The sequence below is a fragment of the Corynebacterium axilliensis genome (genome assembly GCF_046097495.1).
GTDB lineage: Bacteria > Actinomycetota > Actinomycetes > Mycobacteriales > Mycobacteriaceae > Corynebacterium.
Genome location: NZ_CP175768.1, coordinates 2,349,906 through 2,370,357 on the forward strand (window position 1 = coordinate 2,349,906; position 20,452 = coordinate 2,370,357).

The following is a 20,452-nucleotide window of genomic DNA, read 5'->3' on the forward strand; positions in this document are numbered from 1 at the left end:
TGCGGGGTCTAATGCAGGACGTCGATAACCAGGCGCGTCGGCTCGTTGAGCACCTGCACGGAGTAGGGATGGCGCCCGTCGAGGCCAATAACGAACTGCGAGCGGGCCTCGAACGTGCCGCCGCTGAGCACCTGGGTCACCACGCCGCCCGCGCCCGGGACCGTGCCGATATTCGGGTCCTCCATTTCCAGCTGGAATGGGTAGGCGGTGCCGTCAATGCTGACGTCGAGCGCCGTGGCGCCCTGGTAGGAAATCGGGTTGCCCGAGCCCTGCTGCGCGGGGGAATCGGTGTAGTCGATGAACCAGCCGGGCGAGCCCTTACCGGTGAAGTCGAAGACCACGCGGTCGAACCCCTCGTGCTTGCCCACACGCACGCTCGTGACAACGAGCTCGGAAGGAGCGGGGGGACGCAGGGTTTTCATGGCCAGGTTGGCGTCGCCCAGCGGGGTAAGCCCAGCCGGAGCCATGGGGGTCGGCGCGTGCGCGGTCACGGACGGCGTCGACGTCGTGGCGCCGGAGAGGGTGGCGTCAAGAGTCTTGGTGGGCCCAGCGCCGGAGTCTGAGGAGGCGGCGCAGCCCTGCAGCACGAGCGCACTCGAGAAAGCGAGTGCGGCCACGGGGACGGCTGCGCGCACGAGAGTGTGAGTCGGCATAACTCCGAGCGTAGCGGCCCACCGCGGCGAACTCGGAACGGAGATGGGCATCGTAACCACATTGTTGTGAAGGTAGTTAAACTAGCGGCATGTCCTTTTGCTCCGACACCCAGATTGAGCCCCTGCCCGGTACTGCCAAGCAGGAGTCCGTCTACGTGCTCTTCGAATGGCCCGCGGCGTGGTCCCGCGACGTCCTCGACGGTGACACCTTCGGCCCCGGCCTCACCGACAAGCTGAAGGCCAAGCTCAAGGGCGTGGCGGGGCTGCAACTCATCCGCCGCCCCGGGCGCGCTGGACACGAGCGCGGGACCGGCCACTTCCGCTGCTTCGTGGTGTGGGCGCGCGAGGGCCTGGTACAGGACTACGTGCTCAACGGCCCGGAGGACATCCTGGACCTCGACCTGGAGCACCCCACCGGCACGTGCCTGCCGCTGGTGCTGGTGTGTACCCACGCCAAGCGCGACGCCTGCTGCGCGGTCAAGGGTCGCCCGCTGGCGGCGTCGCTGGCCTGCGAGTTTGAGGAGACGGTGTGGGAGACCTCCCACACCAAGGGCCACCGTTTTGCGCCCTCGGTGCTGCTGATGCCCTGGGGCTATTCCTTCGGCCGCCTCAACGTGGAGGCCGGGCGCGAGCTAGTGGGCAAGTCCCTGCGCGGCGAGTACTTCTATCCCGCCAACCGCGGCAGCGGCCTGACCACCCCGCGGGGTCAGGTAGCGGAGCTGGCGGTGGCGCGCCTGCTTCTCGGCGCCGACGAGGCCCTCCACTACGGCGACCTCCGTGTTGACACGGAGGACGAAGCCGCGGGGGAGAGCGGCACCGTCGTGGTCCGCCACGCCGACGGCCGCGTGTGGGACGTAGAGCTGGAAGAAAAAGAGGCCTCCGGCGTCGTCTCCTCCTGTGGAGACGAGCCGAAGACCTCTCGATACTTCGCCGCGCGCCGCGTCGCGCGGCGCGGCTAGCGGCGCATAATCTTGGCCGAGAGCCAGTTGCCGAAGAACTGGGCGGCCTGCACCAGCACGATGATGATGAGGGTGGCCACCACGGTGACCTGCCACTCGAAGGCGCGGTAGCCGTAGACGATAGCGAAGTCGCCCAGACCGCCGCCGCCGACGTAGCCGGCCATGGCGGACATGTCGACGATGCCGATGAACAGGAAGGTGTAGCCCAGCACCAGCGGGCCCAGGGCCTCCGGCACGATGACCGTGGTGATGATCTTCCACGGCGAGGCACCCATCGCGCGGGCGGCCTCGATAACGCCCGGGTCGATGGCCACCAGGTTCTGCTCCACGATGCGGGCCACCGCGAAGGTGGCCGCGATGACCATGACGAACGTGGCCGGCTCGCGGCCGATGGAACTGCCCAGCACGGCCACCGTGAGGGGCTGCGCGAAGGCGAGCAGGATGATGAACGGGATCGGGCGAATGAAGTTCACCAGGATGTTGATGATGAAGTAGATGAACTTGTTCTGCAGGATTCCGCCCGGGCGGGTGGTGTATAGCAGGACGCCGAGGACCAGGCCGATGAGGCCGGCGACCACCATGGTGGTGGCGACCATGATGAGGGTGTCCTTGATGGCGTCGACAAGCGTGCCGCTCAGCCGGTCCCAGTTGGCTTCCGCGAGGTAGGTGACGTTCATCGTTGAATCTCCTCAATGTCGGTGGTGCGTTGCATGCGGGCGTAGAACTCCTCGATAGCGTCGGCCGGGCCGTTGAGGCGCACGGTGAGCTTGCCAAAGGAGTGCTTCTGCAGGGTCGTGATGCCGCCGTGGACCACGGCGATGTCCACCCCGCGCTCGGCCAGCTGGCCGGCGGCGTCGAAGAAGCCAGACTTCTCGGTCAGGTTGATGGTGAACAGGCGGCCCTCGTGGGCCAGCAGATCATCGGCCTCGACCACGTCCGGGGTGTTGCGCAGGGAGGTCGCCACGAACTCTTCCGCCACGGCCGTCTTGGGCTGGGAAAAGACCTCGTAGACGCTGCCGGACTCGATGACGCGACCGTTTTCCATGACGGCGACCTTGTCAGCGATGGAGCGCACGACGTCCATCTCGTGGGTGATGACCACGATGGTGATGCCAAAGTCGCGGTTGACCTTGCGCAGCAGCTCCAGGACTTCCTTGGTGGTGGTGGGGTCGAGGGCGGAGGTGGCTTCGTCGGCAAGCAACAGCGAAGGTTGCGTGGCCAGCGCACGGGCGATGCCAACGCGCTGCTTCTGGCCGCCGGAAAGCTGCTCCGGGTAGTTATCGCCCTTGTCTCCCAGGCCGACGAACTCGAGGAGCTCCTGCACGCGCTGGGTACGCTCTTGCTTGCCGACGCCCTGCAGCTTCAACGGGTACTCAACATTGCCCGCCGCGGTGCGCGAGGACATGAGGTTGAACTGCTGGAAGATCATGCCAATGTTGCGGCGGATGCTGCGCAGCTGCGACTCGGGGAGGGGGACAACATCGGTGTTGTCCAACAGCAGCTGCCCCGACGTGGGCTTGTCCAGGCCGTTGATCATACGCACCAGCGTGGACTTGCCGGCGCCGGAGAAGCCGATGATGCCGACGATTTCGCCGGGCTCGACGGTCAGGGAGACGTCGTTAAGCGCTGTGGTGGTGGTCTTTTTGTTCCTAAAGACCTTGGTGATGTTGCGGAACTCAATCCGGGTGCCGCTGCGGGCGCCAGTCTGTTGTGTCACGGGGTGTCCTTTGTCAGTGTGAGTAACGGCCAAATCCCCCGGCCGCGCATGTCAGCGCGACGCGGGGGCAAATGAGGCATAAGGGGAGAGGGGCTTAGACCTGCTCTTCGAGGCGGTCCAGAATCTCCTGCAGCTCCTCCTGCGGGCGGTCGACGGCCACGGCGGTGTCGCCGGAGGACTTCAGCACGGCCTCGGTGACCTTCGGGTCCTTCCACAGCTTGGCCAGCTCATGGAGGGTTTCGTTGTCCGCGTCCTCGGCGCGCACGGCCCAGACGTTGATGTAGGGCTCGGCCTCTTCGGAGTTCGGATCGTCCTGTGCCACGGCGGACTGCGGGTCGATGCCGGCGCGCTCTAGGAAGGAGTTGTTGATGACGGCCGGCTTGCCCTCGCCGTAGGCCGCCGGGGTCTGGGCGGCGTCGACTGGGGAGACCTTCACCTTGGACTTGCCCTCATCGATGTCCATCGGGGACGGGGTCAGCGGGCTGTCCTCCTTGAGGGTGACCAGGCCTTCCTGCGCCAGCAGGCCGATGGCGCGGCCCTGGTTGGTGGAGTCATTCGGGATGGCCACTTCCTGGCCTTCGACGCCGGAGAGGTCCTTGTGGTCCTTCCAGTAGATGGCCAGCGGGTAAATCTCGGTCGCGGCAAGCGGGACTAGGTCGGTGCCGTTGCCCTTGTTGTACTTGGCCAGGAACTGCAGGTGCTGGAACTTGTTGGTGGTCAGCTGGCCCTGGTCCAGTGCCTGGTTCGGGGTGTTGTAATCAGCGAAGTTCTCGAGCTCGACCTTGTAGCCGGCTTCCTTGGCCAGGTCCTGGAACACGGACCACTCTTCCATGTTGGCGTCGGTGGTGCCGATGCTGATGGTGGAGTCCTTGGTGATCTCCTCTCCGGAGCCGCTGGAGTCCGAGGAGTCGGAGGAGCAAGCTACCAGGCCGGTAGTGGCGATGACGGCCGCAGAAGTAGCGGCAAGTACGCGTCGGATGCTCATGATGGGGTTCACATGTCCCTTCTAAATCGGGTGCGGCGAGGAAAAATCACCGCAGGTGTTATGCACTGCTCGTCAAACTAGCAACGATTGAACCGCTTTGTCTATCCTCTGGATTGTTCAACGAAAACCTTGACGGGAAAATGTGTTCGAATATAGGGTGTGGGCTATGAGGTTTAACGGGGGGCAGGCTCTGCCATGGTCGCGGGTGGAGCGGATTTTGTCCGGCCGGCCGGGGCCTACTCCCGTGTCGGTGGACCACTTGTCACAGCAGGTGGAGGAGGTTAAGGCGGGGCACTCCGCCGTTGCCTTCGCGGAGCTGCATGCGGTGAGCTCCTATAGCTTCCTGGAGGGGGCCTCGGAACCAGAGGAGCTGGTTGCCCGGGCCGTCGAGTTGGGGCTGCGCGGATTGGCGCTGGTGGATAGGGATGGGTTCTATGGGTTGATGAAGTGCGCGGAGGCCGCCGCACAAGTGGGATTACCCGCCGTCTTTGGCGCGGAGCTCAGCCTGGAGCCGGCGCCGCTGACTGTCCTGGCGCGAACTCCGGAGGGGTACCGCCGCCTATCCCGACTCATCTCCCGCGCCCGCATGGCGGCGGGAGAAAAGGGGGCTGTGGCCTACCCGCCACTGGCGGAGATTGCCGCGGAGTTACAGAACGAGTGCCTCTTTCTCGTGGGGTGGGAATGGGCGGAGGATTTCGATCTTCTGCTCGATAGAATAAAAATAGACAGCATGGTTTTGGAGTACGCCTACACGCTCACTCCGGAGGACGCTGACCACCACGCGGCGCTGGATAAGCTCCCCGTGTCGCGCGCCATCGCCACCGCCCACCCGGCCGCCGCCACCCGGGATCGCGCGCGGCTGGCGGGAGCCAAGCAGGCGTTGGGCAGGCGCCTGGCGCTTGGCGACGCCACACCGGACGCCCACCCCATGGGAGCACACTGGCTGCGTTCTGGAGAACAGATGGCGCAGCTTGCCCCCGACCGGCCTGAGCTCATCGCCGAAACCGTTCGCGTGCTGGAGGAGTGCAGCTTCACCTGGGCCGCACTCGCGCCCAACCTCCCGGACTTCGAGGTACCCGCCGGCCACACCGAGATGACGTGGCTGGAACACCTCACTTTTGAGCGCGCGGAGGCGCGCTATGCCTCGCGGCCCCAGGAAATTCGAACGCGGGCATGGGAGCAGATGCGCTACGAGCTGGACGTCGTCAAGCAGCTGGGCTTTCCCGGCTACTTCCTCATCGTGTGTGACTTCGTGGATTTTTGCCGGCGGGAGAACATTCTGTGCCAGGGGCGAGGCTCGGCGGCGAACTCCGCGGTGTGCTTCGCGTTGGGGATTACGAACGCGGAGCCGATTTCCGCGGGTCTGCTTTTTGAGCGCTTTTTGTCCCCGGACCGCGATGGCCCGCCGGATATCGACATTGATATTGAATCGGGACGGCGCGAGGAGGTCATTCAGTACGTCTATGCCAAGCATGGTCGCGAGCGCGCCGCGCAGGTGGCCAACGTGATTACCTACCGCCGCAAAGGGGCGCTGCGGGATGCCGCCCGGGCGTTGGGCTATCCGCAGGGCTCGGCCGATGCGTGGTCGAAGGGGATTGCGCCCGCGCCTGGCGACGTCGAATCGTTGGCCGAGCAGTTCCTCGGCCAACCGCGCCACCTGGGCATTCACTCCGGCGGCATGGTGCTGTGTGACCGGCCGATTGCGGATGTCGTGCCCGTGGAGTGGGCGCGCATGGAGAACCGCTCGGTGCTGCAGTGGGATAAGGACGATTGCGCCGCGGCCGGGCTGGTGAAGTTCGATATGCTGGGTTTGGGCATGCTCGAGGCCCTGCACCACATGATGGACGTGGTGGAGGAGACCACCGGCAGGGTAGTCAATCTGTGGGAGCTGGACCTGGCGGACCCGGAAGTCTACGACATGCTCTGCCGCGCGGATGCGGTGGGCGTGTTCCAGGTGGAGTCCCGCGCGCAGCTGAGCACGCTGCCCAGGCTCAAGCCGCGGGTCTTCTTCGACCTCGTGGTGGAGGTCGCGCTCATCCGCCCGGGGCCCATTCAGGGCGGGTCGGTGCACCCTTACCTGCGCCGCCGCGACGGCATTGAGCCGGTGGAGTATGATCACTCGGTTCTGGAAAAGTCCCTGGGCAAGACGCTGGGCATTCCACTTTTCCAGGAGCAGCTCATGCAGATTGCTGTCGACGCCGCCGGTTTCAGCGGCGCGGAGGCCGATGACCTGCGCCGCGCGATGGGGTCGAAGCGCTCCCCGGCCAAGATGGCCGCACTCAAGCAGCGCTTTTACGACGGCCTCAAGGGCACCAACGGAATTACCGGGGACGTCGCGGACAAGTTGTGGACGAAGATAGTGGCCTTTGCCGCGTACGGCTTCCCGGAGTCGCACTCGCAGTCTTTTGCTTCCTTGGTGTACTTTTCGGCGTGGTTCAAGCGCTATTATCCGGCGCAGTTTTGCGTGGGCCTGCTGCGCGCGCAGCCGATGGGCTTCTACTCGCCGCAGTCTCTTATTCAGGATGCGCGCCGCCACGGCGTGGAGGTGCTGCCGGCCACCGTTAATGATTCGGGTCGTGAGGCCCGTGCGGTGCGGGGCGAGGACGGTGAGGTTCGCATCCGCCTGGGCCTTAATCTCATCAAAGGGTTGGGCGATAAGGCCGCCGATCGGATTGAGGCGGCCGCGCCGTTTGCCGACGTCCCGGATCTCTCCCGTCGTGCTGATCTCACCGTCGATCACGTGGAGGCTCTTGCGGTGGCGGGGGCTTTGGATGTCTTTGGGGTGGATCGTCGCCAAGCGTTGTGGCAGGCCGGTGTGGCTGCGACGGAGCAGGCGGGGATGCTGCCGGGGCTTTCGGCCATTGAGGCGCCGTCTTTGCCGGGGATGAGTGCTTTTGAGCTTATGGCGGCGGACGTGGCGAGCACTGGTGTGACCCACAACCAGCAGCCGATGGAGCAGGCGCGTGAGGCGCTGCGGGCTCGCGGTGTCTTGTCGGCGGCGGATCTGCCGGGGGTGGAGGATGGCACCCGCGTGCGTATCGCCGGGGTGGTCACGCACCGCCAGCGTCCACACACTGCAGGTGGCGTGGTCTTCTTCGGCTTGGAGGATGAGACTGGGTTGATGAACGTGATGGTCTCGCCGGGCTTGTGGGCCCGGGATAAGGTGACGGCGCGGACGGCTCCTGCGCTGATTGTGCGCGGCATCGTGCAGAATGCCTCCGGTGCGGTTACCGTTGCTGCGGACCAGCTGGAGCCGCTGGCCTTCGGCGAGGCGCTCTCGCGCGGCTCGCGGGACTTCCGCTAGGGGCGCTTATTCCTTCGAGATGAGTTCGTCGCGGTTCATCTTGCCGGCCAGGGAACGCGCCACGGAGAAGGGGACCCACACCATGAGCAGCAGGATGATCTTGAGGTAGAGCTGGGATACAAACACGCCGTCCATGATGGGCATGGTCCGTGCGCCCCAAGCGATAAGGCCTGTGACTGGCAGCAGAATAACGAGTGCGGCGAGGGAGAACTTGAGGCCGTCGTCGCGGGCTTCGAGGTGCTGCTGCATCTCGTACTCATCAAGTTCTGTCCTGGGCAGGTCTGCCGCGTTGATGGTGGTACGCAAACGTGCAGTCAACAGTGCGCACAGCAACGTGCCGAGGCAGGCCACCATGATGGAGGTGAAAAGGCTCCAGAACTGCAGGGGGATGGACGCAATGATAAGGACGGTGGACAGGTCGGTCAGGGTGATGTAGCGCTTGCGGGTCTTAACGGAATCGGGAATAGGGGCGGACATGTGCGGGCTAGTCCTTTCGGTAGATTTCGGAGGACATAGGGGTGAATTCGGTCCGGGAGAACACGGCTTCCACGGGCAGGTCGAAGACCTCGCAGATATTGAAGGCGAGGTCCAGGCTGGGCGAGTGGTCACCGCGCTCGAGTGCGCCGATGGTTTGGGGGTTGACCCCGATGGCGTCGGCAAGCTGTGCACGCGTCATGTCCCGTTCAACGCGGAGCACGCGCACCCGGTTAAATAGTGGGCGGGTAGGTTTCTTCTTTGGGGACATGCATCACAGTGTTGTATAAACCCAACAGCTTGTCAAGAGTCCGTGTTAGAATGGTGGCATGAATCCGGTATCGCCGAAGCTCACCAAGGCCCGCTACATCACGAATTTAAGCTGGGATATTATTCTCGCCGCCGTGGCGGCCGCCGCGGCGTATTTCTGGTGGGACTGGCTTTATTGGGTCGCCGGCGCGCTCGTCGTGTGGGCGCTCTATGAACTCTGGCTCATCCCCGCGCAGGTGAAAAACCTAGGTTGGCAGGAAACCGCCGACGAATTTTTGGTCACTCGCGGCAAAATCTGGCACACCTTCACCGTCGTTCCCTATGGTCGCATCCAATTCGTCGACGTTACCGCCGGCCCCGTGGAGCGCGCGATGGGGCTCAAGAAGGTGGAGTTGCACACGGCCTCGCCCAGCAGTGATGCCACCATCCCCGGCCTGGTCGCCGCGGATGCCGACGCCCTGCGCGAGCGCCTCGCCGTCAAGGCACGTGAGAGGATGAGTGGACTGTGAAAGACCGCGCGCTTGTCGACGCCGACGGCTACACCCGCGTCCACCGACTTACCCCGCTGCTGCGCTTTTGGTCGCTGATTCTGGCCCTGGTGGCCGTCCTTGCGGTGAACATTAACGCCTCCATGGTGTCGGATGTCCTGAATTACCTGCAGGGCGGACATCTGGGAGAGGTGGGCCGCGGCACCCTGCTGGGGATCGGCGCTTTCGTGCTGGTGTGTGCTGCCATCTGGCTGGTGTCTGGGGTGTGGTGGCGCAAGCTGGGCTACAAGCTCACCGAGGACGAAGTCGCGCTGCGCCACGGCGTGATTTCCACGTCATTCCGCTCCGCGCGCTACGAGCGCATCCAGGCGGTGGACGTGGTGGAATCCGTCATCGCGCGGCTGCTGGGCTTGGCGACGGTCCGCGTGGAGACCGCCGGCGGCACCTCTTCTGTTATCAAGATCGAGTACCTGTCCAAGGCGAAGGCGGAAGAGCTGCGTGAAGAATTGCTGCGCCGCACGCACGGAGAGGACTCGGCAACTGCACCGAGCATGGAGGTAGAGGAAGAACCCGCCGCGGATGCCTTGATTCCGGAGATTCCTATCCTGCGCACGCTTCTTGCGGAGCTGTTTCGTCTTCCCACGCTCGTGACCGCGATCTTCATCGGTGGGTTGCTCTTTATTCCTGGCATGTGGACGGCACTTCTGCCGGTCATCGTGGGCTATGTGGGGCGCGTGTGGAGCCTGGTGGATTCTTCGTGGACGTTCACCGCGCTTCACGACGCCCCCTCTAACTCCCTCAACATCTCCTATGGCCTAGCGGATCGTCGCCGCCAGACCATCCGCATCAATCGCATCCACGGTGTTCGGGTAAGCCAGCCTTTCCTGTGGCGGCGCTTCGGCTGGTACGAGGTGCACGTATCGGTCGCAGGCTATGGCGCGAAGAGTAGCGGCAAGCAGTCCGGCTCCACCCGGATCTTGCCGGTGGGCACCCGCGAGCAGGCGCTGGAGCTGCTGGCGCTCGTTTCGGATCTGGACCGCGCGCAAATTGAGGACTTCGCCCGGCCCGAGGGGCACACGCAGCCCACGTACACCTCGCCGCGCCGGGCACGGTGGATCAGCCCGGTGGACCGCAGGCAGCAGTCGGTCACGCTGGTGGAAGCCCCGAAGCCGGTCACCATCGTCCACCGCGGCCGCGTCAACCGCCGCGTCATGGTCATTGGCACCCCGCACATTCAGGAGCTCACGCTCAAGGTGGGGCCGCTGAGCCACCTGGCGGGGGTGCGTACCGTGCGCTTCGACCTCGTGGCGGGGCCGGTCAAGATGGCGGGTCAGGATCTCACGCCTCATGATGCCTCCGAGCTCCTCACCCGACTGCGCACCCGCCGCCTTCCGGCGTTGGAGGGCCCGCTTAACGGCTCGCTGGACGGCGAAGCTTAAGCAGCACCGGACCGCGGGTGCTGCTTGGACCCGCGCAGGCAGAGGCCGCGGAACAGGACCCGCACCCGCCCGATGGGCACGAGCCCAGTGGCTCCATGTCCAGCACGCCGCTGGCGGTGAGGTGCTCCAGGACGAGGTCCACCGTGCCGGGCTCCAGTCCGGTCTCGGCAGCTATGGCCGAACGAGAACGCACTCCGGATTCGATAGCTTCCTGCACGGCCTGGATGGGGGAGGCGGGCATTAGATAAACACCTTCAGAATTTGGAAGGCTGCCACGGCCAGCACCCACGCGGTGGCTAGCTGCATGCCGAAGCCAAAGAGTGTCCAGCGCCAGCCAATCTCGCGGCGCTGCGCGGCAACCGTGGCCACGCACGGCGTGTAGGCCAGCAGGAAGAGCATGTAGGCCCACACCGCAGCCAAAGTATGCCCGCCGGAAGCCTGCTCGAAATCTTCACGCACGTGGTCGCTGAGCGCGCTGTGGGATTGCTCCTCGGCGGAGGCATCGGTGACGTCGTCGACGGCGTAGGTCTGCGCCCACGTCGAAATCAGCGCCTCCTTGGCCACGAAACCAGTGACCAGAGGGCCGGCCAGGGACCAGGAATCGAAACCAACCGGGGCAAAAGCAGGGGCAATGGCGTGCGAGACCGCGCCATAGGCGGAATCCTCCGGGGCCTGCGGCTCGCCCAGGGTGGTGTCGTGGACGGCCGCGCCGACCGGGATGGCCATGAGCAGCCACACCACGACCACGGTGCTCACGATGATGCCACCGGCGGTGTTCAAGAAGCCCTTTTGACGCGTCCACATCACGCTGAGCGCCAGGCGCACGGTGGGCAGCTGGTACGTCGGCAGGTCAATAACGAGCGCTTCTTCCGGCACCGCGCGCCACAGCGTCGTGCGCAGCGCCAAATCCACGAGCACGAGCAGCGCGATGGATATGACGTACATAAGAAACACCACGCTGCCGGCATGCTCCGGGAAGAACGTGGCCGAGAGCATGACGAAGACCACCAAGCGCGCCGAGCACGACGTGAACGGGATGAGCAGTGCAGTCATGATGCGATGCCGCGGGCTACCGAGTACGCGCGTGGCCGAAATCGCCGGCACGTTGCAGCCAAAGCCCACGACAATCGGGATAAAGGCCTTGCCCGGCAGGCCGATGGCCCGCATGAGGCGGTCGGTCACCACCGCCGCGCGCGCCATGTAGCCGGAATCCTCCAGCACGGCTAGGCACAAGAGCATCAGCGCCATGAGCAGGGCAAAGGTGAGAACCATGCCGACACCGCCAATGAGGCCGTCGACAAGCAAGCCCGTAATAAGCGGGTGACCCAGGCCGATGGCCGCGAGCCCCGCCCGTGCCCAGTCGCTCAAGGGGCCAGATACCAGGGCCTTCAGGCCGTCCTGGAGGGGAGCGGCCACCGTCGTGGTGATCTGGAAGACCGCCCACATCACGGCCAGAAACAGCAGCGGCCCGATCACCGGGTGGAGTGCGACCGCATCGAGGCGGTGGGAGAGCGGCGTGGCATGCTCAACCTCGCTCACCGAGGCCTTCGCCGCCGCATCCAGCTCCGCGAAGCGCCCCTCCAGGCCGGTATCCTCGCGCAGCTGCACCGGATGGTGCGCCAAGGACTCGAGCACAATCTCGCGCAGCTTCTCGACGCCCTCCCGCCGGCGCCCATCCACAACCACCACCGGAATGGACGTGGCCTCGGCCAACGCAGAAGCGTCGACGACCTGGCCCTGGTTGAGTGCTACGTCCGTCTTCGTCAGGGCGATGATGATGCGGTAGGGCTGCTCCGCCAGCTGGAGCGCGACGTTGAGGCCGCGGGCCACGGCGGTGGCGTCGACGACCACGACGACGGCATCGGGGCGCTCGCAATCGGCGCACTCGATGAGCATGGCGCGGGTGAGCGCCTCATCGGGGCTGAGCAGATCGAGCGAATAGGTACCGGGGAAGTCGATGAGATCGGCGGTGCGATCACCCAATGTCCACGCGCCGCGGCTGACCGCCACCGTGGTACCCGGCCAGTTGCCGGTCTGCGCCTTCGCGCCGGTGAGCGCATTAAACAGGGTGGACTTTCCGGAGTTGGGGGAGCCTACGAGCGCGATGATGGGCGCGCCGGCAGGGGCGAGCGCGCCGCCCGGATCGCCGTGGCAGCTAGGGGAGGAGGCCATGGCTAGACCTCGATGGCCTTGAGAGTTGCCTTATCGATGGCGTAGCGGCAGCTTCCCACCGAGACCACCCGCGCGCCACCGGCCACGCGCGGGCCCATGGTGAGGGTGGCGCCGGGGCGGATGCCCAGCTCGCCGAGACGCACCGCCAATGCGGCGTCGCAGGTGCAGGAAATACAGTCGCTACCCAGGGTTACGGTGCATCCCATCGGGATAGCGTCGGCAGTGTGCCGTGGGGGACCAGACAACATATCGGTCGGCCTTCTTCCACAAGATAAATACCTTTATAGGTTACCCTAACCAAAGGCAGACTTGTCTAGTCCCAGGCGGGCGCTTGTGAGGTGGTCCTCATCAATTCGTCCAGCTGCCCACCTGGCGCAGCATCTGGCGGTTCTTCAGGCGCGAGCGGCCGAGCTTGCGCGACATCCTGTCAAGAATTTGGATGGCCTCCGTGATGTGCGGGCCCTTGTTGAGCATGACGCACTCCGCGCGTAGCGCGTAGCCGGCGTCGGTAATTTCAGCACGAGAGGGAAGGCCGGTCTTGGCCAGGGTCTCCAGCACCTGCGTGGCCATGATGACGGGGATGTGCGCGGCCTCCGCGAGCTTCATGATGCGCCCCGGAACCTGCACCATGCGCTCAAAGCCCAGCTCCACCGCGAGGTCACCGCGGGCAATCATGATGCCGAACTTCTCGTGCCGCATGCCCTCCAGTAGCACGGTGCCCAGCTGTTCGTAGGCCGGCACCGTCTCGATCTTGAGCACGACGCCCAGCTCCCGCACGCGCTGCGCCAGCTCCGCGGAGTCTTGCTCGCTCGCGATTTCCTCGATGGTGCTGAGGAGGAAGGAGACGTCAGCAGGCGTGCGGATGAAGGACACCGCTGCGATGTTGCAGTGCGTGGCGACGAAATGCAGCGCCGCAATGTCCTCCTCCGTGAGGCTGGGCAGCGGGATGTCGGTTTCCGGAAGGTTGATGCCCTTGTAGGCGGCAAGGTTGGTTCCGGTCGGCCCTGCATGATCGATGGTGATGATGGCCTCGTGTTCCGCGCCGTTCTCACGGACCTCGGTGACGCGCCCGGCAATCGCACCATCATCAAAAATCACCCGGTGGCCCACGTCAAGCGCGGTGACGACCTCCGGGATGGTGCAGCCAATCGTTGTCACTTCGCCTTCCGCAATCCGCGCCGGCTCCTGCGAGGTGCTTAGCACCAGTTCATCGCCGCGGTGAAGGCGAATCTTCTGCTCTAGTGCTGGAACCCCGCGCACCTGTGTCGTCTCGGCACCGTGGCTGAGCACCGTACCCTCCGCTAGGTAGCAATTGCGCTCGCCGCGCAGCACCGCCACGTCCTCCTCAACAGACTCCACGGTGAAGGACCGCGAACGGCCGCGAGCCTCGGTAAAACGCACCTCGCTGCCCTGTTCCAGATTGGCCAGCCACGCGCCGTCAACCTCTACGGTGATGGCCGGGCGAGCCACGCTTGCCGACGCCCCCTTCGCCACCTCCTGGGCCTCGTTGGCCCGGGAGACGTCGTAAAGCACCAGCGTCGGCGGGGACAACAATTCACCCGCCGCGGAGCGCTCGCCGCGCACCCGAACCACTCGCGGCCCCGGCTCGATGGCGCCGGTGCGCACCTTGGGGCCGGCGATATCGCAAGAAATGAGAATCTCGCGCCCGACCTCCGCGGCAGCGCGGTGGACATGCTCGACCATCTTCTCCCACGCGGCCTCACCGTCGTGGGCACAGTTGATACGCGCCAGTTCCATGCCGGCGCGCGCAAAACCCAGCACGAGCTCATAGTCCTCTGCGGCCTCTGTGGGAAGCGTGACCATAATGCGCGCGTGCGTGCCCTCCTGCGTGGGGCCGAGCAGGGCCTGCGTGTTGGCATCCAAGAGGTCATCGGCGGCCGCATACGCCGAGGCAATGGCCTGCATGGGGTAGGTCGGGGCCTGACCATCAAACGCATCGAGGACGTTGCGCGCCGCATGCAGGCGCTCCAGCACCGCCGGCTCCGGGTGGCTCAGGCTCGTCGCGCCCAGCGCGCTCAGCCCCTCCTGCAGCTCCACCGCATCCTGGGAGCGCAGCGCCATGTAGCGCACCAGGTTGACCGCGCCCGGGCGGTGAGTGGGCGCGACTCGGGCAATCTGCTCGGAGTACTCCGCGGAGGCGGTTTCGACGCGGTTGGTTAAGGAATCAAGAAGTGGGCGCAGGCGGGACATGGTTCTCCTTAATAGATCAAATGCCTAACCCATATTTTGCCGTTGATGGCTACACCGCGCCAGAAACCCGCCGCGACCGTTGAGCTATGTGTGGATGGTGAGCCCCCAGTAATCAATGGCGCTGCTGATTTCCATGGCGCCAACGCGGGTCTTGTTGCTGTCACTGACGTTGGAGTTGACTCCGAGTGCCCACACTCCGGAGTCATCCACTGCAAAGATCGCGCCGCCAGAATCACCGCGGTCAGTGATACCGCGAAAGTAGAAGAGCCCACCATTTCCGATGCTTTCAAACTCGCCGCAGGAGTACCCGGTCGTTGCGCCGAGGCGGCAGACCATCATGTCTCTTCTCTGTGCTTCCTGCGGCGTGATCCATCCCTGCATGGGCATGTCGATCGGGAGGGTAGAGCTATAGCGGGCGTCGCCCGTAATTTCGATGAGACCGATGTCAGTGCCGTAGATGCTTCCCCTGGCATCCTCTTGGAGGTAAGACTCGACCATCTCCCCCACATAAGCCCAGTTGTTGTGTGCATCGCTGACATAAAACTGGTCCCCGCGATCGCCGCAATGGCCTGCGGTAATGATGAATAGGCGCTCGCCCTTTGACGCGAGAAAACCCGTTGAACAGCTGGTGTTATCAGAATCATTGTGGATTCTGGCACCAGGAACGACCCCACCTGGCTCTCTTAACCATTCCCAGTCAACCGAGTTGTGATAGTAGATGCCCCGGTTGTCGTCGCGCCCTCTCTGGCCGGAAGCATCGTTGCCCGGGTCGATTACGGACCGCCTCACTGGAGGCTCCGCTGAGGTTTTCTGCTGGCGACTCGTTGTGGCGCTGGTCGAGGTCGTATTTTTCAACGTCGCAGTAGGCGTTGTGGGAGCTGCGAGAATCTCCGAAATTTCGGCTCCAGCCGAGTTTTCTGTGGTGGGGTGGGAGTCAGATGCGGATCCGGCATCGGTGTCAGAACAACTAGAAAGCAGCACAGCGGCGCTGAGGACCGCGAGGAGGCGTCGCGTGCGGCCCAGAGAAGCGGTGGTGGGGAGAGACATAGAGAGACCTTCGGTTGCGAGGACAGGATACAAGCAGGCTGTTCACAGCTAATGGCAGTGTAAGGCAGACTCCACGGTCCTCGCGACCGTTAATGGCTACACCGCGCCAGGGAAACCGAGCTGGCGCCAGGCCTCGTACACGGCCGTCGACGCCGCGTTGGACAGGTTCATCGAGCGCCGCGCCGGCATCATGGGGATGCGCACGCGCTCGGTCACGCGCGGGTGGAAGGCATGTTCCTCCGGCAGGCCGGTCGGCTCCGTGCCGAAGAGGAGGACATCGCCCTCCTGGTACTCGACGTCCGTGAACCACTTATCCGTGTGGGTCGTAAAGGCGAAGACCCGCGCCCCGGGCAGGGCCTCCATGCAGGCGTCGAAGTCCTTATGGATTTTCAAGTCCGCTAGGTCGTGGTAGTCCAGGCCGGCGCGCTTGAGGTGCTTGTCCTCGAAGTTGAAGCCCAGTGGTTCGATGAGGTGCAGGCTCGCGCCCGTGACGGCGGCGGTGCGGATGGCGTTGCCGGTATTGGTGGGGATCACGGGGTTGTCGAAGACAATGTGCAGGCGGCTCATAGGCATCAGTCTAGGATGGTGGGCATGAGCGCTACCAAACTAGACGGCAAGCTGTACCGCGACGAGATTTTTGAGGACCTGGCCCAGCGCGTGGCCGCCCTCAAGGAGAAGGGGATTACCCCGGGCCTGGCCACGGTCCTGGTGGGCGATGACCCGGGCTCGCACTCCTATGTGAAGATGAAGCACCGCGACTGCGAGAAGCTCGGCATCAATTCGATTCGCAAGGACCTGCCTGCCGACGTTTCCCAGGAGGAACTCGAGCGCGTCATCACCGAGCTTAACGACGACGACGCCTGCACCGGCTACATCGTTCAGCTGCCGCTGCCGAAGCACCTGGATGAAAACCGCGTGCTCGAGCTCATCGACCCGGCCAAGGACGCCGACGGCCTGCACCCGATCAACCTGGGCAAGCTGGTGCTCAACGAGGACGCGCCGCTGCCGTGTACCCCGAACGGCTGCATCCACTTGCTGCGCCGCTTCGGCGTGGAGCTGGATGGCGCAAAGGTCGTGGTCATCGGCCGCGGTGTGACCGTGGGCCGCCCGATTGGCCTCATGCTCACCCGCCGCAGTGAGAACTCCACCGTGACGCTGTGCCACACCGGCACCAAGGACCTCACAGCGGAGACCCGTGCGGCCGACGTCATCATCGCTGCGGCCGGCAAGGCACACATGCTCACCGCCGATATGGTCAAGGAAGGTGCGGCGGTTCTCGACGTCGGAGTCTCCCGCGTCGACGGCAAGCTCGCCGGCGATGTGGCCGAGGACGTGTGGGACAAGGCCGGCTTCGTCTCCCCGAACCCGGGTGGCGTGGGCCCGCTGACGCGCGCGTTCCTGGTCAGCAACATCGTCGAGCGCGCCGAGAAGCTCGCCGCGCAGTAGGTCTTATGCCCGCAGAAAATCCGCGAGAGCGCCGTCGAGAAGCGCCGGCAGCGCCGGCAGCACCGCCGGTGTCCTTGGCGAACCCGCACGACGCGCACCTGAAGCCCTCGCCACTGCCGCCGGTAGTGCAGTGGGTGGCCATCGGCATGGTTGTTGCGGCAGTGGCGGTCTCGGGAATCTTCGCGGTCTCCGAGCACTGGCGCCGCGCCACCATGCTGCTGGGCGGCGCGTTCATGTGGCTCACCGTGGTGCGGCTGACCTGTGATTCTTCGCGGGTCGGCGTGCTGGCGGTGCGCTCGCGGCGCTTCGACGCCTGCTTTACCGGCATCCTCGGTGCGGCGATGGTGTTCATGGCGTTCTCCATCGACGCGCTGGGCTCCTAGATGTAGTATTCGTCGCCCACGTACGCCGGGCCGACGTCGAGACCATTCGGCGCCGAGAGCAGCAGGAAGTTGCGCAGGATGCGGTTCATCTGCCGGGTCTCGGTGAGGAAAGCGTCGTGGCCTACGGGGGAGACAACCTTGGCCATGGCCAGCAGCTGATTGACGTTGCGGGAGATGTGCTCCTGCTGGTGATAGGGGTAAAGGATGTCCGTGTCCACGCCCACGACCATCGTCGGCACCTGGGAGGCCGCCAGCGCCTTGATGAGGCCGCCGCGCCCGCGGCCGACGTCGTGGCGGTTGAGCGCCTCGGTGAGCACGACGTAGGAGCCGGCGTCGAAACGCTCGGTGAGCTTGGCGCCCTGGTAGTCCAGGTAGGAGTTCACCGCGAAACGCTGAGTGTGTTTGCGGTAGGGGCCCAGCGGATTCTCGCCCTGCTGTGCGGAGGCGCCGAAGCGCTCGTCGACTTCCTGCTCGCCGCGGTACGTCAGGTGCGCGATGCGGCGGGCGGCCGCCAGCCCGTCGCGTGGGGTTTTATCCGTGCGGTAGTAGTTGCCGCCGTGCCAGAACGGGTCGCGCTCGATGGCGGAAATCTGCGCGGACTGGATGCCGATCTGCCAGCCCGACGCCCTAGCGGAGACCGCAATCACGCACACCGCGGACACGCTCTCCGGGTGGAGCAGGCTCCACTCCAGCGTGCGCGCCCCGCCCATCGAGCCGCCGATGACCGCGTGGACGCGGGAAATCCCCAGCTGCTGCAGGCAGGTGTGCTCGGCCTCAACGAGGTCACGGATGGACAGCGCCGGGAAGCGCCCGCCCCACGGTTGGCCGTCCGGGTGCAGGCTGCCCGGCCCGGTCGAGCCGTTGCAGCCGCCGAGGGCGTTGGTGGCGATAACGCACCACTTCGTGGTGTCCAGCGCCTTGCCCGGGCCAACTAAATCGGACCACCACTCGGCCACGTTGGAGTCGCCGGTCAGCGCGTGCTCGACGAGGAGGACGTTGTTGACCCCGTCCGGGTCGCCGGCGAAAGCACCCCAGCGTTGGTAGGCCAGGGTGGCGTCGTCAAGCACGGCGCCTGCTTCCGTGGTGAAATCGCCGATGGAAACCTGGGTCAGCTCGCCCTCGGGCGCGAGCTCCGGGACGGCGCTAACCAATGGCCGCGAACCCGCGCTCGAGGTCAGCAATAATATCCTGGACATCCTCGATGCCCACCGACAGGCGCACCGTGGCCTGGGTAATGCCCGCGGCCTTGAGCGCCTCCTCGTCGGACTGGGAGTGCGTGGTGGAGGCCGGGTGCACAACGAGAGAGCGGGTATCGCCGATGTTCGCCAGGTTGGAGTGCAGCTTCAAGGCGTCGATAAACGCCCAGGCCTCCTCGCGGCCACCGTCGATGTCGAAGGAGAGCACGGAGCCGGTGTAGGCATAGCCCAGCTTCTCCTTGACCTCCTTATACGGCGAGGAATCCAGGCCCGCGTAGTTGACCTTCGCGACCTTGGCGTGGCCCTCCAGGTACTCAGCCACGGCCTGGGCGTTGGCATTGTGCTTCTCGACGCGCAACTGCAGCGTCTCAATGCCATTGAGCGTCAGCCAGGCGTTAAACGGGGAAATGGCAGCGCCCGTATCGCGCAGCAGGCCCGCGCGCGCCTTGATGGCGAAGGCCGGCGCACCCAGGTCGGCGTACTTGAGGCCGTGGTAAGCCTCGTCCGGGGTGACGAAGTAGGGGAAGACCGGCGTACCGTCGCGTTCGACGGTCCAGTCGAAGGAACCGCCGTCGATGATGGCGCCGCCAATGGCGGAACCGTTGCCGGTGTAGAACTTCGTGGTGGAGACCACGACGACGTCCGCGCCCAGCTCCAGCGGGCGGGCCAGCGCGCCGGTGGCGATGGTGTTGTCCACGATGAGCGGGATCAAGTTGTTGTGCGCGACCTCGGCCACCGCGGGGATGTCGAGGACGTCGGCGACCGGGTTGCCGAAGGTCTCGCCGTAGAAGGCCTTGGTGTTCGGCTGCACGGCGGCCTGCCAGGAGGCCGGGTCGTCCGGGTTCTCCACCAGGGTGACGTCGATGCCCAGGCGCTTTAGTGTGACGGTAAAGAGGGTGGAGGTGCCGCCGTAGAGGCGCGGGGAGGCCACAATATGGTCGCCGGCGGAGGCCAGGTTGAGGATGGCCGCGGTTTCGGCGGCCTGGCCGGAGGCGAAGGCCACGGCGGCCACGCCGCCCTCCAGTGAGGCGAGTCGCGCCTCCAGCGCATCTTGGGTGGGGTTGGTCAGTCGGGTGTAAATCGGGCCTGCATCCGAGAGGTTGAAGCGGTTGGCTGCGTGCTCGGCGTCGTTAAAGACGTAGGACGTGGTCTGGTAAATCGGCACGTTACGTGCGTTGGTGGAGCCGTCTAGGTTCTGGCCGGCGTGGAGGGAGCGGGTGGCGAAAGACCACTCGGGGACAGCGGAATTATCGTACTTGGTGCTCATGTCTGGAAACGCTAGACCAAGCGGTTCAGAACGTTAAGCGGGTGCGGGGAAACCGCAGGCAATCAGCGGAATAAAAATAGACCGAGCGGTTGGTCTAGGAGTGGCTGCGTTTGCGACCGCTGATGAGATACCACACGCCGAGGATTGCGCCGAAGAGGATGAGGGCGGAGGCGATGAACACCATGGCCACGGTGATGGTTTGGTGGGGGTCGTTGAGGAAAATCATGGAGACGATGGCCGCGAAGAAAATGGCGGCGAAGAACGTGATGAGCCAATTGCGCTTGGTGTGTTCGGCGAAAGTCATGTCTTAAATACTACGAGAAAGTTCTCACTAAACAAGTGGCGCGATCACCCCCGTAACTGTGGTGCGAGGGTGGTGGTGTGCGAGTATCCATCTTTCGTCTGTCCCGGCGGGGGGGGGGAGGGGTTTTCCCTTGCCTA

Annotated in this window: 21 protein-coding genes; 6 read left to right on the top strand and 15 right to left on the bottom strand. The window is 65.0% G+C overall.

What is annotated here, in order from left to right:
- Positions 1–8: 8 nt before the first annotated feature.
- Positions 9–653 (bottom strand): AMIN-like domain-containing (lipo)protein, encoded by a 645-nt coding sequence (locus ACKFR8_RS11340; protein ID WP_408930111.1) that lies wholly within the window; start codon positions 651–653, stop codon positions 9–11.
- A gap of 89 nt (positions 654–742) precedes the next feature.
- Between ACKFR8_RS11340 and ACKFR8_RS11345 the strand changes: the two genes are divergently transcribed.
- Complete coding sequence (locus ACKFR8_RS11345) at positions 743–1,612, top strand: sucrase ferredoxin (RefSeq protein WP_408930112.1); 870 nt, start codon at positions 743–745, stop codon at positions 1,610–1,612.
- Here the strand turns inward: ACKFR8_RS11345 and ACKFR8_RS11350 are convergent.
- The 3 genes from ACKFR8_RS11350 to ACKFR8_RS11360 form a co-directional block, all read right to left on the bottom strand.
- Entirely contained in the window at positions 1,609–2,289 is a 681-nt protein-coding gene (locus tag ACKFR8_RS11350; RefSeq protein ID WP_408930113.1) for a methionine ABC transporter permease, read from the bottom strand. The genes ACKFR8_RS11345 and ACKFR8_RS11350 overlap by 4 nt on opposite strands.
- Positions 2,286–3,329 carry a methionine ABC transporter ATP-binding protein gene (locus tag ACKFR8_RS11355; RefSeq protein WP_408930114.1) on the bottom strand — a complete coding sequence of 348 codons (1,044 nt, stop codon included), beginning with the start codon at positions 3,327–3,329 and terminating at the stop codon, positions 2,286–2,288. Before ACKFR8_RS11355 ends, ACKFR8_RS11350 begins: the two co-directional genes overlap by 4 nt.
- Positions 3,330–3,423: 94 nt before the next feature.
- A complete protein-coding gene (locus tag ACKFR8_RS11360) occupies positions 3,424–4,314 on the bottom strand; it encodes a MetQ/NlpA family ABC transporter substrate-binding protein (RefSeq protein ID WP_296131584.1) in 891 nt (296 codons plus the stop codon).
- A gap of 166 nt (positions 4,315–4,480) precedes the next feature.
- On the opposite strand from ACKFR8_RS11360, the gene ACKFR8_RS11365 reads away from it, so the two are divergent.
- Positions 4,481–7,618 carry an error-prone DNA polymerase gene (locus tag ACKFR8_RS11365; RefSeq protein WP_408930115.1) on the top strand — a complete coding sequence of 1,046 codons (3,138 nt, stop codon included), beginning with the start codon at positions 4,481–4,483 and terminating at the stop codon, positions 7,616–7,618.
- Between the two features lie 6 nt (positions 7,619–7,624).
- Here the strand turns inward: ACKFR8_RS11365 and ACKFR8_RS11370 are convergent, their stop codons facing one another.
- Both ACKFR8_RS11370 and ACKFR8_RS11375 read right to left on the bottom strand, forming a co-directional pair.
- Positions 7,625–8,095: a hypothetical protein gene (locus ACKFR8_RS11370; RefSeq protein ID WP_408930116.1), complete on the bottom strand. Its 471-nt coding sequence runs from the start codon at positions 8,093–8,095 to the stop codon at positions 7,625–7,627.
- A gap of 7 nt (positions 8,096–8,102) precedes the next feature.
- Positions 8,103–8,363: a helix-turn-helix transcriptional regulator gene (locus ACKFR8_RS11375; RefSeq protein ID WP_070708296.1), complete on the bottom strand. Its 261-nt coding sequence runs from the start codon at positions 8,361–8,363 to the stop codon at positions 8,103–8,105.
- Between the two features lie 58 nt (positions 8,364–8,421).
- Here ACKFR8_RS11375 and ACKFR8_RS11380 point away from each other — a divergent pair, with 58 nt between their 5' ends.
- Both ACKFR8_RS11380 and ACKFR8_RS11385 read left to right on the top strand, forming a co-directional pair.
- Complete coding sequence (locus ACKFR8_RS11380) at positions 8,422–8,871, top strand: PH domain-containing protein (protein ID WP_408930117.1); 450 nt, start codon at positions 8,422–8,424, stop codon at positions 8,869–8,871.
- Positions 8,868–10,289 (top strand): PH domain-containing protein, encoded by a 1,422-nt coding sequence (locus ACKFR8_RS11385; protein WP_408930118.1) that lies wholly within the window; start codon positions 8,868–8,870, stop codon positions 10,287–10,289. Before ACKFR8_RS11380 ends, ACKFR8_RS11385 begins: the two co-directional genes overlap by 4 nt.
- Here the strand turns inward: ACKFR8_RS11385 and ACKFR8_RS11390 are convergent.
- From ACKFR8_RS11390 to ACKFR8_RS11415, 6 genes are all read right to left on the bottom strand, one after another.
- Positions 10,261–10,530: a hypothetical protein gene (locus ACKFR8_RS11390; RefSeq protein WP_408930119.1), complete on the bottom strand. Its 270-nt coding sequence runs from the start codon at positions 10,528–10,530 to the stop codon at positions 10,261–10,263. The genes ACKFR8_RS11385 and ACKFR8_RS11390 overlap by 29 nt on opposite strands.
- Positions 10,530–12,461 (bottom strand): ferrous iron transporter B, encoded by a 1,932-nt coding sequence (locus ACKFR8_RS11395; protein WP_408930120.1) that lies wholly within the window; start codon positions 12,459–12,461, stop codon positions 10,530–10,532. Before ACKFR8_RS11395 ends, ACKFR8_RS11390 begins: the two co-directional genes overlap by 1 nt.
- A 2-nt stretch (positions 12,462–12,463) precedes the next feature.
- Positions 12,464–12,667, bottom strand: a complete 204-nt coding sequence (locus ACKFR8_RS11400) for a FeoA family protein (protein ID WP_306507053.1) — start codon at positions 12,665–12,667, stop codon at positions 12,464–12,466.
- A 142-nt stretch (positions 12,668–12,809) separates the two neighbouring features.
- A complete protein-coding gene (locus ACKFR8_RS11405) occupies positions 12,810–14,672 on the bottom strand; it encodes a pyruvate kinase (protein ID WP_408930121.1) in 1,863 nt (620 codons plus the stop codon).
- An 84-nt stretch (positions 14,673–14,756) separates the two neighbouring features.
- Entirely contained in the window at positions 14,757–15,719 is a 963-nt protein-coding gene (locus tag ACKFR8_RS11410; protein ID WP_408930122.1) for a trypsin-like serine protease, read from the bottom strand.
- 96 nt (positions 15,720–15,815) lie between these two features.
- A complete protein-coding gene (locus tag ACKFR8_RS11415) occupies positions 15,816–16,286 on the bottom strand; it encodes a tRNA (cytidine(34)-2'-O)-methyltransferase (RefSeq protein ID WP_296131612.1) in 471 nt (156 codons plus the stop codon).
- Positions 16,287–16,310: 24 nt separating this feature from the next.
- On the opposite strand from ACKFR8_RS11415, the gene ACKFR8_RS11420 reads away from it, so the two are divergent.
- Together ACKFR8_RS11420 and ACKFR8_RS11425 are read left to right on the top strand one after the other, a co-directional pair.
- A complete protein-coding gene (locus ACKFR8_RS11420; RefSeq protein ID WP_408930123.1) occupies positions 16,311–17,165 on the top strand; it encodes a bifunctional methylenetetrahydrofolate dehydrogenase/methenyltetrahydrofolate cyclohydrolase in 855 nt (284 codons plus the stop codon).
- A gap of 68 nt (positions 17,166–17,233) precedes the next feature.
- On the top strand, positions 17,234–17,548 hold the full coding sequence (locus tag ACKFR8_RS11425) for a DUF3017 domain-containing protein (RefSeq protein WP_296131654.1): 315 nt from the start codon (positions 17,234–17,236) through the stop codon (positions 17,546–17,548).
- Here the strand turns inward: ACKFR8_RS11425 and ACKFR8_RS11430 are convergent.
- The 3 genes from ACKFR8_RS11430 to ACKFR8_RS11440 all read right to left on the bottom strand — a co-directional run bounded on the left by ACKFR8_RS11430 (position 17,545) and on the right by ACKFR8_RS11440 (position 20,315).
- A complete protein-coding gene (locus ACKFR8_RS11430) occupies positions 17,545–18,744 on the bottom strand; it encodes a homoserine O-acetyltransferase MetX (protein WP_408930124.1) in 1,200 nt (399 codons plus the stop codon). The two genes, ACKFR8_RS11425 and ACKFR8_RS11430, sit on opposite strands and share 4 nt — an antisense overlap.
- Entirely contained in the window at positions 18,692–20,011 is a 1,320-nt protein-coding gene (locus tag ACKFR8_RS11435; protein WP_408930125.1) for an O-acetylhomoserine/O-acetylserine sulfhydrylase, read from the bottom strand. The genes ACKFR8_RS11430 and ACKFR8_RS11435 overlap by 53 nt, the downstream gene beginning before the upstream one ends.
- Before the next feature lie 94 nt (positions 20,012–20,105).
- Positions 20,106–20,315, bottom strand: coding sequence for a hypothetical protein (locus tag ACKFR8_RS11440; protein ID WP_408930126.1), 210 nt, complete (start codon positions 20,313–20,315; stop codon positions 20,106–20,108).
- Between the last annotated feature and the right edge of the window lie 137 nt (positions 20,316–20,452).